Here is a 14,204-nt window from a genome sequence, read left to right on the forward strand (position 1 = left end):
GGACTCCTTCAGTCGGTGCGGATCGGGTCGAGGCTCTGCGTGCTCCTGGGCCCGACCGGCAGCCGCGCAACGTACTTGAAGGTGCCGGTGGCGTGGGCGCAGGCGCGGCCCGACTCGTCGTAGATCGTGGATTCGGCGAAGGCCATGGTGGCCGTGCGGTGGATCAGGCGCCCCCTGGCGGTGAGGCGGCCGCGCGCGGCCTGCATGAAGGTGGTCTTCATTTCGATCGTCACCACGCCCATGTCCGGCTGCACGCTGCGGGCGGCGGTGGCCATCGACACATCGTGCAGGGTCATGGACGCGCCGCCGTGCACGACGCCGAAGGAGTTCAGGTGCTCCGGCCGCGCGTCGAACACGATCTCCGACTCGCCGCCCTCGAAGCGGGTGAGCTCGAAGCCGAGATGCGAGACGAACGGGATGTTGACGCCGAAACCGCGCATCTAGCCCCCCGTGACCACGCTGACGCCGCCATCCACCGCCAGCCACTGGCCGGTGATGTGCTTGCCCGCGTCCGAAGCGAAGAGCAGCGCCGTGCCCTTGAGGTCCTCGTCGTCGCCCAATCTTTGCAACGGCGCGTGAGCGGCCAGCTTCTCCTCGCCGAGACGCTCGAGCGTTCCGCGCGTCATCTTGCTGGGGAAGAAGCCCGGGCAGATGGCGTTGACGGTGATGTTGTACTTGCCCCATTCGCAGCCCAGCGCGCGGGTGAAGTTGATGACGGCGCCCTTGGACGTGTTGTAGGCCAGGGTCTGCATCTCCGGCGGGTTGCCGCCCAGGCCGGCGATCGAGGCGATGTTGATGATGCGGCCGTAGCGGCGCGGGATCATGCTCTTCTTCGCGATGTGCTGGCTGAGGATGAAGTAGCCCCGCACGTTCAGGTTCATCAGCTTGTCCCAGGCTTCGACCGGATGATCCTCCGCGGGGGCGCCCCAGGCAGCGCCGGCGTTGTTCACCAGGATGTGGACGTCGCCCATGCGCTGCATCGTCTCGTCGGCGAGGCGGCGGATGTCCTCTTCCTTCGAGGCGTCGGCCGCGATCCAGCGGGTGTCGATGCCCGCGGCCTGCAGCTCGGCGGCCGCTTCTTCCAGGTCGCCGGCCTTGCGCGAGCTCAGCATGATCTTCGCGCCCGCCTCGCCCAGCGCATGGGCCAGTTGCAGGCCGAGGCCGCGCGAGCCTCCGGTCACGAGCGCAGTCTTGCCCGTCAGGTCGAACAGCTGCTGGATCGTTCGGGTCATCGCGTGTCTCTTGGTTGTCGTTCGTCCGATGATTGTGCGCCGCCGGGCGGTGTCTCGCGCAGCCGCGAGCGGACCCAGATCAGCACGACGCCGGCGGCGACGGCGATGCCGCCGAGCACCCCGAGCGACCAGCCCGCGATCAGATGCGCCCCGCCGGTGGCCAGGCCGAGGATCACGGCGAAGAGGCCGCCATAGATGAGCAGCCAGACGAGCCGCTCGACCCAGGCCAGGGCGCGCGCGGACGCCATTCTCAGAACGCCTCTTCCGGCATCTGGGCGCAGGTGGGATCGCGGGTCTCGACCACGGCCAGCCAGGCCGGGACCTTGGGCAGCTCGTAGTGGAAGAAGTAGCGGGCGGCGTGGACGCGCCCGACGTGCGCCGGCGTTCGCGCCTGCTCTTGCGCGGGGACGGTGAGCAGCACGTCCAGCCACATCCACGCGATGACCAGGTGCCCGAAGGCCTGCATGTAGGGCACGGCGTTCGCGAGCGCCGCCGAGGGGTCACCCGTCGCCCAAGCTGCCTTGGTGGCGGCGCCCACACGCTGCAAGGCCTTGGCCAGCGCATTGGCGTGCTCTGCGAGGTGCGGGCGCTGCAGGGCCGCTTCGATCGTCGCGTTGATGCGGCCGGCCAGCAGCTGCAGGCCGCGGCCGCCTTCCATCACCACCTTGCGCCCGAGCAGGTCGGCCGCCTGGATGCCGTGCGTGCCCTCGTGGATCATGTTCAGGCGCTGGTCGCGCCAGTACTGCTCGACCGGGAAGTCGCGCGTGTAGCCGTAGCCGCCGTGCACCTGGATGGCGAGCGAATTGGCCTCCAGGCAGAACTCGCTCGGCCAGCTCTTGGCGATGGGCGTCAGCACTTCCAGCAGCAGGCGCGCTTCGTCCGCCGCCTCCGGCGCGCCGGTGTGCTGTTCGTCGACCAGGCGGGCGCAGTACAGCATCAGCGCCAATGCGCCTTCGCCGTACGACTTCTGCGCGAGCAGCATCCGCTTGACGTCGGCGTGCTCGATGATGCGCACCTGCGGCTGCCCAGGGTCCTTGCCGGCGGGCCCCACGGGCCGCCCTTGCGGACGCTGCTTCGCGTAATCGAGCGAGGCGTAGTAGCCCGCCAGCCCGAGGGCCGTGGCGGCCATGCCGATGCCGATGCGCGCCTCGTTCATCATGTGGAACATGCAGCGAAGGCCTTCGCCGGGTTTGCCGACCAAGTAGCCGATCGCGCCCGCCCCGCCTCGCACCGGGAACTTGCCTTCGCCGAAATTCAGCAGCGTGTTGGTGGTGCCGCGCCAGCCCAGCTTGTGGTTCAGGCCGGCCAGCGCGATGTCGTTGCGCTCGCCGGTGAGCTGGCCGTCGGGGCCGACCAGTTTCTTGGGCACGAGGAAGAGCGAGATGCCGCGGGTGCCGGCCACCAGCTTGCCGTCCGGACCCGGGATCTTGGCGAGCACGAGGTGGACGATGTTCTCGGTGAGTTCATGTTCGCCGGCCGAGATCCACATCTTGTTGCCGCGAACGCGGTAGCGCGGTCCGAGCGGGTCGCTCTCGAAATCCGGGCCGTCGGGCGTGGCGCGCGTGGCCACGTCGGAGAGCGACGAGCCGGCCTGCGGCTCGGATAGGCACATGGTCCCGGAGAACCGCCCGTTGAACTCGTTCAGCGCAAACACCTGTTTCTGCAGGTCGGTGCCGTGCGCCATCAGCAGGTTGGCATTGCCCACCGTGAGCAGGCCGCCGCCGATGCTGACCGAGGCGACCGCGAAGAACGCACCGGCCGCCGCTTCCACCGTGTAGGGAAGCTGCATGCCGCCGATGTCGTAGTCCTGCGCGGCGCTGAGCATGCCGGACTCGGCGTAGGCCTCCCAGGCCTGTTTGGTGGCGGCCGGCAGCACCACCTTCTCGCCGTCGAAGCGCGGCTCCTCGGTGTCGACCAGCCGGTTGTGCGGCGCGTACTTCTCCCGCGCGATCCTCTCGCAGGTGTCCAGCACCGCGTCGAAGGTGTCGCGCGAGTGGTCGGAGAAGCGCGAACGCTGCGAGAGCTGGTCGACCTTGAGCCAGTCGTACAGCAGGAAGTCGACGACGGGGCGGAGCGAGGACATCTTCTACGCGGGCTTTTTGGGTTGGGCAGAAGGGATGAACTCCCGTACGCAGAATGCGCGGAAAGGACGCAGAAAGCGCAGAAACCTTAGACCGGTTTTTTCTGCGTCTCTCTGCGTCCTTTCTGCGTTTTCTGCGTACTGATGTCCGATTTCAGAGCACCTCGAACACGCCGGCCGCGCCCATGCCGCCGCCGATGCACATCGTCACCACCACGCGCTTGGCGCCGCGGCGCTTGCCTTCGATGAGCGCATGGCCGGTCAGGCGCTGGCCGGATACCCCGTACGGATGGCCCACGGCGATGGCTCCGCCGTTGACGTTGAGGCGATCGTTCGGGATGCCCAGCTTGTCGCGGCAGTACATCACCTGCACGGCGAAGGCTTCGTTCAGCTCCCAGAGGTCGATGTCGTCGACCTTCAGGCCCAGCTTCTTGAGCACCTTGGGCACGGCGAACACCGGGCCGATGCCCATTTCGTCGGGTTCGCAGCCCGCGACCGCGAAGCCGAGGAAACGGCCCATGGGCTTGAGGTTGTGGCGGCTCGCGTACTCCTCGCTCACCACGACGCAGGCGCCCGCGCCGTCGGAGAACTGGCTGGCATTGCCGGCCGTAATGACGCCACCCGGCAGCGCCGGCTTGATGCCGCTGATGCCCTCCTTGGTGGTGCCCGGTCGCAGGCCTTCGTCCTGGCTCACCGTGACTTCCTTGGTGCGCAGGCCGAACACCGGGTCGACGATGCCGGCCTTGACGGTGATGGGCGCGATCTCGTCCTTGAACTTGCCCGCTTCCTGGGCCGCGCAGGCCTTCTGCTGGCTGGCTGCGCCGTATTCGTCCATGCGGTCGCGGCTGATCTCGTAGCGCTTGGCGACCTGCTCCGCGGTCTGCAGCATGCTCCAGTAGATCTCGGGCTTCTTCTTCTCGAGAGCGGGGTCGCTCAGCATGTGCTGGTTCATCTCCTGCTGCACGCAGGAGATGCTCTCCACGCCGCCGGCGACATAGACGTCGCCCTCGCCCGCGATGATCCGCTGGCTCGCCATGGCGATCGTCTGCAGGCCGGAGGAGCAGAAGCGGTTGACCGTCGCGCCGGAGACGGTGATGGGCAGATCGGCCATCAACGCGATCTGGCGCGCGATGTTGGCGCCGGTCGCGCCTTCCGGATTGGCGCAGCCCATGAGCACATCCTCGATGGCGCCGGGCTCGATGCCGGCGCGCTGCACGGCGTTCTTGACGGCGTGGCCGCCCAGCGTGGCGCCGTGCGTCATGTTGAACGCGCCCTTCCAGCTCTTGGTCAGGGGCGTACGGGCGGTGGAGACGATGACAGCGTTGGTCATGGGAGGCCTTTCAGGAGGAAATCAGACGGCGGGGGAATTCAGGTTGGACAGCAGCAGGTGGTAGAACCGCACCAGCTCGGCCAGGTTGGCAACGGAGATCCGTTCATTGATGCCGTGCAGCCGGGGAATGTCCTGCGGCTTCACGCGGACCGGAGCGAAGCGGTAGATCTGCTCGGCGACCGGCTGGAAGTGGTGCGAGTCGGTCCCGGTGAGCACGAGTGCGGGCGACACCACGACGCCGGGGAACTGCGAGCGCAACGTGCGCTGCAGGACCTGGTAGGCCGGCGTGTCGGTGCGCGAGATCGGCGACGGATCGACGGCGCCCGGAACCATGGACACCTGCACGCCGGGGCCGGCCTTGGAGCGAACGTGCTCCAGCATGCCCTGGACCGTGTCGCCGGGCAGCAGGCGGAAATTGACCACGGCCTCGGCGGTGCCGGGAAGCACGTTGTCCTTGTTGCCCGCGTTGACCACCGTCAACGCGGTGGTCGTGCGCAGGAGCGCATTGGTCGAGTTGGCCTTTTCCAGCTGCGGCCGCACGACCGGCTCGAACAGCCAGAGGTTGGAGAGCGCCACCCGCTGGAAGCCGCCGAACTCCGGGGCCAGCGTCTCGAACATCTCCCGTCCCACGCCGCGCAGCGACGCGGGACGCTGCTCCACGTCCAGGCGGTGCAGCGCCGAGGCGATCTGGCCGATGGCGCTGGTGCCCGCCGCGGGCGGCATCGACGCGTGCCCCGGGGCGCCGGACGCCTTCAGCAGCACCGACAGGTAGCCCTTTTCGGCGAGGCCGATCAGCGCAACCGGCTTGGCCAGGTTGGGGATCACGCCCTCGGTGAGCACCGATCCTTCATCCAGCACGAACTCGAAGCGCACCTGCCGCTGCTGGAACAGCTTGACGATCTCCAGCGCCCCTCGCAAGCCGTTGACTTCCTCGTCATGGCCGAAGGCGAGGTACACGGTCTGCCGCGGCTGGAAGTTGGCCGCAAGCAGCATCTCCACCGCCTCGAGCTGCGCGATCACCCGGCTCTTGTCGTCCCACGCGCCCCGGCCCCACACGTAACCGCCCTGCACGGCTCCCGCGAACGGCGGCGCCTCCCATTTGTCTTCGGTGCCCGGCGAGACCGGCACCACGTCCTGGTGCGCCATCAGCAGGATCGGACGCGCCTTGGGATCGCTGCCGCGCCAGGTGTAGAGCAGGCTGTAGCCGCCGACCGTCTCGAGCTGCAGCCGCTCGTGCACGAGCGGGAAGCGCTCGCGCAGGAAGGCATGGAGCTTGCGGAACTCGGCCCCGCTCGCATCGGCATCCTCCCGACTGGCGATCGTCCGGAAACGCACGGCCCCCGACAGCTTGTCGGCAACCGCCTTCTCGTCGACGGCGAGCGGCCGCGCGGCGGCGACATCGATCTGCCGCGAGCCCTGGCGCAGCGTGTTCACGGCCACCACGGCCGCGAGCAGCAGGACGAGGCCCAGGACGACGAGGACGATGCGCTTGATCATCGGAGGGAAGCGGGCCGCATGGCGCGGCCCGCAGACGGCATCAGCCGTTGAACCCCTTGCCTTCGGCGACCAGCTTCCTGATCAGCGGCGCCGGCTCCCAGAACTTCGCGTCGTCGCGCGGGTTCTGCTGGAAGCGCTTCATGGCCTGCATCACGTTGAACAGGCCCACCTGGTCGGCGTACAGCATCGGGCCGCCGCGGTGCACCGGGAAGCCGTAACCCGTGAGGTAGACCATGTCGATGTCGCTGGCCTTGGACGCGATGCCCTCCTCCAGGATGTGCGCGCCTTCGTTGACCAGCGAGAACACCAGGCGCTGCACGATCTCGTCGTCGGAGATCTTGCGCGGCTCGATGCCCTGCTCCTTGCGGTGCGCCGCCACCATGTCCTCGACCAGCCTGGACGGGATGGCGTCGCGCTTGCCTTGCTGGTAGTCGTACCAGCCGGCACCGGTCTTCTGGCCGAAGCGCCCGAGCTCGCACAGCTTGTCGGCGGTCCTGCTGTACTTCATGTCCGGCCGCTCCTGCGCCCGACGCTTGCGGATCGCCCAGCCGATGTCGTTGCCGGCCAGGTCGCCCATGCGGAAGGGGCCCATGGCGAAACCGAACTTCTCGATCGCCCTGTCCACCTGCTGCGGCGTGGCGCCTTCGTCCAGCAGGAAGCCGGCCTGGCGGCTGTACTGCTCGATCATGCGGTTGCCGATGAAGCCGTCGCAGACGCCGGAGACCACGGCGGTCTTCTTGATCTTCTTGGCGATGGCCATCACGGTGGCGAGCACGTCCTTGGCCGTCTTCTCGCCGCGCACCACCTCCAGCAGCTTCATCACGTTGGCCGGGCTGAAGAAGTGCATGCCGACCACGTCCTGGGGCCGCTTGGTGAACGAGGCGATCTTGTTGACGTCCAGCGTGGAGGTGTTGCTGGCCAGGATCGCGCCGGGCTTCATCACCTTGTCCAGCGTCTCGAAGACCGTCTGCTTGACGCCCATGTCCTCGAACACCGCCTCGATCACCAGGTCCGCGTCCTTCAGGTCCTCGTACTTGAGCGTGGTGGACAGCAGGGACATGCGCTGGTCGTACTTGTCCTGTTTGAGCTTGCCCTTCTTGACCTGGGCCTCGTAGTTCTTGCGCATGGTGGCGGTGCCGCGGTCCAGCGCTTCCTGCTTCATCTCGAGGATGGTCACCGGGATGCCGGCGTTGAGGAAGTTCATCGAGATGCCGCCCCCCATGGTGCCCGCGCCGATGACCGCCACCTTCCTGATCTCGCGCTTGGGCGTGTCCTCGGGGACGTCGGGGATCTTCGAGGCGGCGCGCTCGGCCATGAAGATGTGCCGCAGGGCGCGGCTCTCGGGCGTGAGCATCAGGTTCATGAACGTCTCGCGTTCGGCCAGCATGCCCTCGTCGAACTTCTTCTTGGTCGCCGCTTCGACGGCGTCGACGCACTTGACGGGCGCCGGGAAGTTCTTGGCCATGCCCTTGACCATGTTGCGCGCGAACTGGAAGTACGCGTCGCCCATCGGGTGCTTGCAAGGCAGGTCTCGCACGCGCGGCAGCGGGCGCTTGCCGGCCACTTCGCGGGCGAAGGCCAGGGCCTCGTCCAGCAGCGAGTCGGCCGACTTGGCCAGGCGGTCGAACAGCTTCTGGCCCGGCTGGGCGAACAGGAGCTCGCTCTTGACGGCCTCGCCCGAGACGATCATGTTGAGCGCCGTCTCCACGCCCATCACCCGCGGCAGGCGCATCGTGCCGCCGGCGCCGGGGATCAGGCCCAGCTTCACCTCGGGCAGCGCCACGTTGCAGTCGGGCGCGGCGATGCGGTAGTGGCAGCCCAGCGAGAGCTCCAGCCCGCCGCCCATGGCGATCGAATGCACCGCGGCCACGACCGGCTTTGTTGAGTTCTCGACCGCCAGGATCACCGACAGCAGGTTGGGTTCGGCGATCGCCTTGGGCGACCCGAACTCCCGGATGTCCGCGCCGCCCGAGAACGCCTTGCCGGCGCCGGTGATGACGATGGCTTTCACGGCCGCATCGGCCTGCGCCTTCTCCAGGCCGGCGGTGATGCCCTGCCGGGTGGCCAGGCCCAGCCCGTTGACCGGCGGGTTGTTCAGCGTGATGACGGCGACGTCGCCATGCACCTTGTATTCAGCGGTCATGAAGCTTCCTTCGGATAAGAAAAGAACGATCGTTCGATTCGATTCTAGGGGGGCGGATGGGGCCCGGCGAGAGGCTTGTCACGGCAGGGACAACCGCTCGGGGCCCTGCGAGCCTTCACGATTTTGCCCCGCAGGAGCCGCAATCGTGTCATCCTTGCGACCTGGCTCGGCGGTAGCAGCTCTACCGCAGTTGCGCAAGACAAATCAATCACTATCGAGGAGGGAATTTCAATGCAGGCCATCCAGACCGTCTCCACCGTCGCAGCGCGCCAGCAGGTCATCCCGCTCGAGCCGCCGAGGCCGGCCGCGGCGCAGCTGAGCATTCGCGTGCTGCACACGCCCGAGGAGCGGATGGAGATTGCGCACCTGCGCCAGCACGCCGATTTCCGTTCCGAGTACGAACTCGATCCCGGGCTCGCGGCCTTTGAGTCGGTGAAGGATGCGCTGGGCATCGTGATGGCGATCAGCCTCGACGACGAGGTGATCGCCACGATCCGTTTCATTCCCACAGGGCACGGCGTGACGCTCACCGAGCGCTTCTGGCCCGACCTGATCACGCAGCCGGCCATCCTCGGCTCGACCAGCTGGGAGGTGGGGCGCCTGGTCATGGCCCCGGAACACCGCCGGGCCGACCTGCTGCCTCGATGCATGTCGATGGCTCTGGTCGAATTGCTGCAGCTGGTGAAGGTGGACCACATGCACGCGTCCTGCCTCACGGCGATGACGCGGCTGTACCGCCGCTTCGGCTTCGGCACGCACGCCGTCCGCAGCAAGGGCGGCAAGCACTGCGCGCTGATCCATGGCACGGTCGCCGAAGTGGCGAAGGCCCTGAAAGTGTCGATCCCGGTTCGTGCCCGCACCGTTGCGTCGTACGAAGAGGCTCACCTGCTACAGTGAGCTCTGCCGCAAGAACAAAGACAAAGCGAGGGAGGATGGGCAGGCCGCGGGGCCGCTCCGGCGGCAGCGGGCGCCGCGTCGGCAGCCTTCCCCTTCGCGCCAGGAACTCCGCATGAAGTCGTACCTGCGCAGGCTGCTCGACCGCTACCGCGAGCACCACGACATGGACCGGCCGCTGCTCCAGTGGATCGGTGTCGTGGGCTGCATTGCCTTCCCGCTGTTCTATGCGATCCGGCTCGCAACCGGCTCGCCGGGCTGGGACGACCTGCCGTTCCGGGCCGTGGCCGCGGTGCTCTGCCTGGGTCTGGCCGTGCGACGCTGGTGGCCTGCCACCTTGGCGCCGTACTACATCGGCTACTCGTATGGCGTGGTGTTCTACTGCCTGTCCTTCCTGCTGTCCTTCAGCATGCTGAAGAACCTGGGCGGCACGCCCTACGTCGTGAACATGGTGATCGGGGCGGTGCTGATCATCCTGCTGGCCGACTGGCGCAACACCATCGTCATGCTGGTGGGCGGCTACCTGCTCGCCATGCTGGCCCTGTGGCTCACGGAGCCGGCCGCTCACATCCCGCGGGACTTCGTGTTCGCCGCAGCGGGCTCGGTGCTGCTAGTGGTCGGCGGGGCGCTTTCGCACCAAGGCCAGAAACGGGTCGAGCTGCAGCGCATGCGTCGCGTCTACTCCGGGCTCGCAGGTTCGGTGGCCCACGAGATGCGCAGTCCGCTCGCCCAGGTCCGCCATGCGCTGGACAACATCGCCGGCGCGCTGACGCAGTCGCAGTCGGCGAGCGGGACGCGATTGGCTCCTGAACAGCTGCGGGTGGTGCTCGCCACCGTCCAGCAAGGCCGGGATGCGGTCAGCCGCGGCCTGCAGGCCATCGACCTCACGCTGCAGCAGTTGCAGCCCGCGCCGCTGGAACCCGGCCGCGTCCAGCCCGTCCGCGCCCTCGCTTGTGTGCAGCAGGCTGTGCAGGCCTATGCCTACCAGGACGAGGGCCAGCGCGCGCGCGTCCTCGTGGAAGACCGCGGGGACTTTGTCTTCCGCGGCGACCCGACGGCGCTGGAACTCGTGCTCTTCAACCTGCTGAAGAACGCGCTCTACTACGTTCCCCTGCACCCCGTGATGGCCGTCACGATCACGGTGGCCGCCGACCCCACGCCGCGCATCGTCGTGCGCGACACGGGCCCGGGCATCGCCCCCGCCTTGCTGCCGCGCCTTTTCGACGAGTTCGAGACTGCGGGCAAGGCAGAAGGGACAGGGCTCGGCCTGACGTTCTGCCGCCGCGCCATGCGCGCGATGGGCGGCGAGATCGGCTGCCGGACAGAGCTCGGATCGTTCACCGAGTTCACGCTGACCTTTCCGCCAATGGACGCCAGCGCCGCCGCGCGCGCGAGCACGGGGCCGCAGGCCGTCCTGACCGGCAAGACCCTGCTCGTCGTCGACGACCAGGCCCTGAACCGTTCCATCCTGCGCGCCCTGTGCCTTACCTTGGACCTGCACGTGATCGAGGCCGAGCATGGCCAGCAAGTGCTGGACCTGCTGCGCGGTGGCACCGTCCCGGATGCGATCCTGATGGACGTGAACATGCCGGGGCTCGACGGACTGCAGACCACCCGGGCGATGCGCGCCCTGCCCGGCCGAGCGGGCCGCGTGCCGGTCGTGGCCGTCACGGCCAACGATTCACCCGCCGTGCAGGAGACGGCCTCGGCAGCGGGCCTGCAGGCCGTGCTGGCAAAGCCGGTGGACGCGGCTGCGCTGGGGCGCACGCTCTCGCGCGTTCTCGCGCCCCTGGCCGGCGAACTGACGTCGTCGCCCGTGCCCCCGGACTCGCCCGCGGCGCTGCTGGACGCGGGTCGCATCGACGACTTCCGCCGGATGGGGCTGCTGGACGAACTGGTGCCCGAATCGCTGACCGGCATGCGCCGCCTGATCCAGGAGCTGCAGGCGTGTGCTGCTTCCGCTGATGCCGAGGGCGTGAAGACCGCGCTGCACACGCTGGTGGGGCTGAGCGGCGAAGCCGGCGCACAGGCGCTCCATCTGATGCTGCGCGCTCGTTACAGCGACCTGCTGGAAGGCCGCGCGCCGCAGGACACCGGCTGGATCGACGAAGCCCGGGCGCTGCTCGCGTCGACCGAAGAAGCCATGCTGCGGCAGTACGGCGTGGCGCCTGCTGCGGCCGCTCAGACCTCCAGCCACTCCTTGCGCGTGTAGGCGTCGGCCCGGAGGCTTTCGGGCGTCCCCTGGAACACGATGCTGCCGTGCCCCATGACCAGGGCGCGGTCGGAAATGGCCATCGCGATGGTCAGCTTCTGCTCTATGAGCAGCACCGACACGCCGCGATCCTTGAGTTTCTTCAGGTACTCGGCCACCAGTTCCACGATCTTGGGCGCGAGGCCCTCAGTCGGCTCGTCGATGATGATCAGGTCGGGGTCGCCCATGAGCGTGCGGCACAGCGTCAGCATCTGCTGCTCGCCGCCCGAAAGCACGCCGGCCTCCGTGTGCTGGCGTTCCTTCAGGCGCGGGAACATCTCGTACATGTCGTCGAACGACCAGCGCGCCTTCTGGTTGGCGCGCTTCTGGCCCAGCATCAGGTTCTGGTGCACCGTGAGCTTGGGGAAGATGTCGCGGTTCTCCGGCACGTAGCCGATGCCCAGGTGCGCGATCTCGTAGGGCTTGCGGCCGAGCGCTTGCTGCCCCTTCCAGTCCACGGTGCCCGTGCAGTCGACCATGCCCATGATGGCCTTGGCCGTGGTGGAGCGCCCCGAGCCGTTGCGGCCCAGCAGCGCCACGATCTCGCCTGGCTGCACGTCGAAATGCACGCCGTGAAGCACGTGGCTCTTGCCGTAGAAGGCGTGGAGGTTTTCGACCTTCAGCATCTCAATGCGCCCCAACCTGGGCATCCGCTACATGGGAGCCCAGATAGGCCTCCTGCACGCGCTGGTTCGCACGAACCTTCTCGGGCGAGTCGAAGGCGATGACCTCGCCGTAGACCACCACCGCGATCTTGTCGGCCAGGCCGAACACCACGCCCATGTCGTGCTCCACCGTCAGCAGCGTCTTGCCCACCGTGACTTCCTTGATCAGCTCGATGAAGCGGCGCGTCTCGCTTTTGCTCATGCCGGCGGTGGGCTCGTCCAGCAGGATCACGCCGGCGCCGCCGCCGATGGTGACGCCGATCTCCAGCGCGCGCTGCTCGGCGTACGTGAGGTTCACGGCCAGCACGTCGCGCTTCCTCTCCAGGCGGATCATCTTCATCAGTTCCTCGGCGCGGTCGTTGGCGTCGTCCAGGTCGGCCAGGAACTTCAGGAAGGTGTAGCGGTAGCCCAGGCTCCACAGCACGCCGCAGCGCAGGTTCTCGAAGACACTGAGCTTGGGGAAGATGTTGGTGATCTGGAAGCTGCGCGAGAGGCCCAGGCGGTTGATCTCGAACGGCTTCTTGCCGTCGATGCGCTTTCCGTTCAGCAGCACCTCGCCGCTGGTGGGCTCGAAGCGGCCGCTGATGAGGTTGAACAGCGTGGACTTGCCCGCGCCATTGGGGCCGATGACCGCCACGCGTTCGCCGGGCCGCACGGCCAGGTTGGCGCCGCGGATGATCTCGGTCTTGCCGAAGCTCTTGCGCAGGTCGCGCAACTCCAGCGCGAAGGACGACGAGTCGCTCATGCCAGCGCCTCCCGCCGCTTGACCTCTTTTTCGATGTACTCCTGGATCTCGCCCCACTGGTGCACGAAGTGGCGGCGAGTGAGCTCGAACAGGCCGATGCCGGTGAGCATCACGAACGCGCAGCCGAACCAGCTGTTGACGCCGTGCGCATTCAGCGGCGCGCCCAGGAACTTGAGCTCGGGCCCGAGCGCGGGATTGAGCTTGAGGTGGTAGACCATCTCGATCATGCCGGCCGCGCCGAGCAGCACGATGAGCGCGGTGGCGCCGAGGGCCAGGTAGCTGACCCACAGCTCGCGCAACCGCCCGAAGGCCGCCACGCGCAGGTTCATCATGACCAGGCTGGCGATGCCGCCGGGCGCGTACATCACCATGAAGAGGAACACCAGCCCCAGGTACAGCAGCCAGGCCTTGGTGAGCTCGGACAGCAGCACGAAGGCGAGCACCATCAGCACGGCGCCGATGATGGGGCCGAAGAAGAAGGTGGCGCCGCCGAGGAACGTGAACAGCAGGTAGGCGCCGGATCGCGGGCCGCTCACCACCTCGGAGGTGACGATCTCGAAGTTGAGGGCCGCCAGGCCGCCGGAGATGCCGGCAAAGAAGGCCGCGATGATGAAGGCGATGTAGCGCACCTTGCGTGTGTCGTAGCCGACGAACTCCACGCGCTCGGGGTTGTCTCTCACGGCGTTGAGCATGCGGCCCAGCGGGGTCCGCGTGAAAGCGAACATCAGGGCCGTGCAGACGAAGGTATAGACCGCGATCAGGTAGTAAAGCTGGATCTGCGGACCGAAGGTGATGCCCAGGGGCTTGGGGCCGGTCACGCGGTTGCTGGAGATGCCGCCCTCGCCGCCGAAGAACTCCGGGAACATCAGGGACGAGGCCCACACCAGTTCACCGACGCCGAGCGTGATCATCGCGAACGGCGTGGCGGCCTTCTTGGTCGTCACCCAGCCGAACAGCACCGCGAACAGCATGCCGGCGAGGCCGCCCACGATGGGGATCAGGCTCACGGGAATCGGCAGGCCCTTACCGACCATGTTCAACGTGTGGATGGCCAGGAAGGAGCCCATGCCCGAGTACACGGCGTGGCCGAAGCTGAGCATGCCGCCCTGCCCCAGCAGCATGTTGTACGAGAGGCAGACGATGATGGCGATGCCCATCTGGCTGAGCATCGTTTGCGACAGCGAACTCGTGAACAGCAGGGGCGCGACGAACAGGACCACCGCGAAGAGGCTCCAGACGATCCAGCGGCCGATGTTGAACGGCTTGAATTCGTAGTAGCCCGCCGCGGGTGCGCTCGCCGGAATCGGCGCCGATGTGGCGCCGGGCACCGGCATCGGCACGCCCATGCGCGAGTTTTCCTGGCGCGC

The 14,204-nt window shown here is 67.7% G+C and carries 12 protein-coding genes; 2 read left to right on the plus strand and 10 right to left on the minus strand.

What is annotated here, in order from left to right:
• Positions 1-8: 8 nt before the first annotated feature.
• The 7 genes from EZ313_RS21000 to EZ313_RS21030 form a co-directional block, all read right to left on the minus strand.
• Entirely contained in the window at positions 9-440 is a 432-nt protein-coding gene (locus tag EZ313_RS21000) for a PaaI family thioesterase (protein WP_135265251.1), read from the minus strand.
• Positions 441-1,232 (minus strand): SDR family oxidoreductase, encoded by a 792-nt coding sequence (locus EZ313_RS21005; RefSeq protein WP_135265252.1) that lies wholly within the window; start codon positions 1,230-1,232, stop codon positions 441-443.
• The gene (locus tag EZ313_RS21010; RefSeq protein WP_135265253.1) at positions 1,229-1,480 is read right to left on the minus strand and encodes a hypothetical protein; all 252 of its coding nucleotides are present in this window, start codon (positions 1,478-1,480) and stop codon (positions 1,229-1,231) included. Before EZ313_RS21010 ends, EZ313_RS21005 begins: the two co-directional genes overlap by 4 nt.
• Before the next feature lie 2 nt (positions 1,481-1,482).
• Entirely contained in the window at positions 1,483-3,315 is a 1,833-nt protein-coding gene (locus tag EZ313_RS21015; protein WP_135265254.1) for an acyl-CoA dehydrogenase, read from the minus strand.
• Positions 3,316-3,466: 151 nt separating this feature from the next.
• The gene (locus EZ313_RS21020) at positions 3,467-4,642 is read right to left on the minus strand and encodes an acetyl-CoA C-acyltransferase (RefSeq protein ID WP_135265255.1); all 1,176 of its coding nucleotides are present in this window, start codon (positions 4,640-4,642) and stop codon (positions 3,467-3,469) included.
• Between the two features lie 21 nt (positions 4,643-4,663).
• Positions 4,664-6,139, minus strand: coding sequence for a M20 family peptidase (locus EZ313_RS21025; protein ID WP_135265256.1), 1,476 nt, complete (start codon positions 6,137-6,139; stop codon positions 4,664-4,666).
• A 40-nt stretch (positions 6,140-6,179) separates the two neighbouring features.
• Entirely contained in the window at positions 6,180-8,282 is a 2,103-nt protein-coding gene (locus tag EZ313_RS21030) for a 3-hydroxyacyl-CoA dehydrogenase NAD-binding domain-containing protein (RefSeq protein WP_135265257.1), read from the minus strand.
• A gap of 231 nt (positions 8,283-8,513) precedes the next feature.
• Here EZ313_RS21030 and EZ313_RS21035 point away from each other — a divergent pair, with 231 nt between their 5' ends.
• Both EZ313_RS21035 and EZ313_RS21040 read left to right on the plus strand, forming a co-directional pair.
• Positions 8,514-9,179 (plus strand): N-acyl amino acid synthase FeeM domain-containing protein, encoded by a 666-nt coding sequence (locus EZ313_RS21035; protein WP_135265258.1) that lies wholly within the window; start codon positions 8,514-8,516, stop codon positions 9,177-9,179.
• 112 nt (positions 9,180-9,291) lie between these two features.
• Positions 9,292-11,388: an ATP-binding response regulator gene (locus EZ313_RS21040; protein WP_135265259.1), complete on the plus strand. Its 2,097-nt coding sequence runs from the start codon at positions 9,292-9,294 to the stop codon at positions 11,386-11,388.
• On the opposite strand, the gene EZ313_RS21045 is transcribed toward EZ313_RS21040, so the two are convergent.
• From EZ313_RS21045 to EZ313_RS21055, 3 genes are read right to left on the minus strand one after another with little or no spacing between them, the layout of a single operon-like run.
• Entirely contained in the window at positions 11,358-12,053 is a 696-nt protein-coding gene (locus tag EZ313_RS21045; protein ID WP_135265260.1) for an ABC transporter ATP-binding protein, read from the minus strand. The two genes, EZ313_RS21040 and EZ313_RS21045, sit on opposite strands and share 31 nt — an antisense overlap.
• A 1-nt stretch (position 12,054) precedes the next feature.
• Positions 12,055-12,837, minus strand: a complete 783-nt coding sequence (locus EZ313_RS21050; RefSeq protein WP_135265261.1) for an ABC transporter ATP-binding protein — start codon at positions 12,835-12,837, stop codon at positions 12,055-12,057.
• Positions 12,834-14,171 carry a branched-chain amino acid ABC transporter permease gene (locus tag EZ313_RS21055; protein ID WP_135265353.1) on the minus strand — a complete coding sequence of 446 codons (1,338 nt, stop codon included), beginning with the start codon at positions 14,169-14,171 and terminating at the stop codon, positions 12,834-12,836. The genes EZ313_RS21050 and EZ313_RS21055 overlap by 4 nt, the downstream gene beginning before the upstream one ends.
• Between the last annotated feature and the right edge of the window lie 33 nt (positions 14,172-14,204).

Origin of the sequence: Ramlibacter henchirensis, from assembly GCF_004682015.1 — a bacterium.
In the GTDB taxonomy this organism is placed as follows: domain Bacteria; phylum Pseudomonadota; class Gammaproteobacteria; order Burkholderiales; family Burkholderiaceae_C; genus Ramlibacter; species Ramlibacter henchirensis.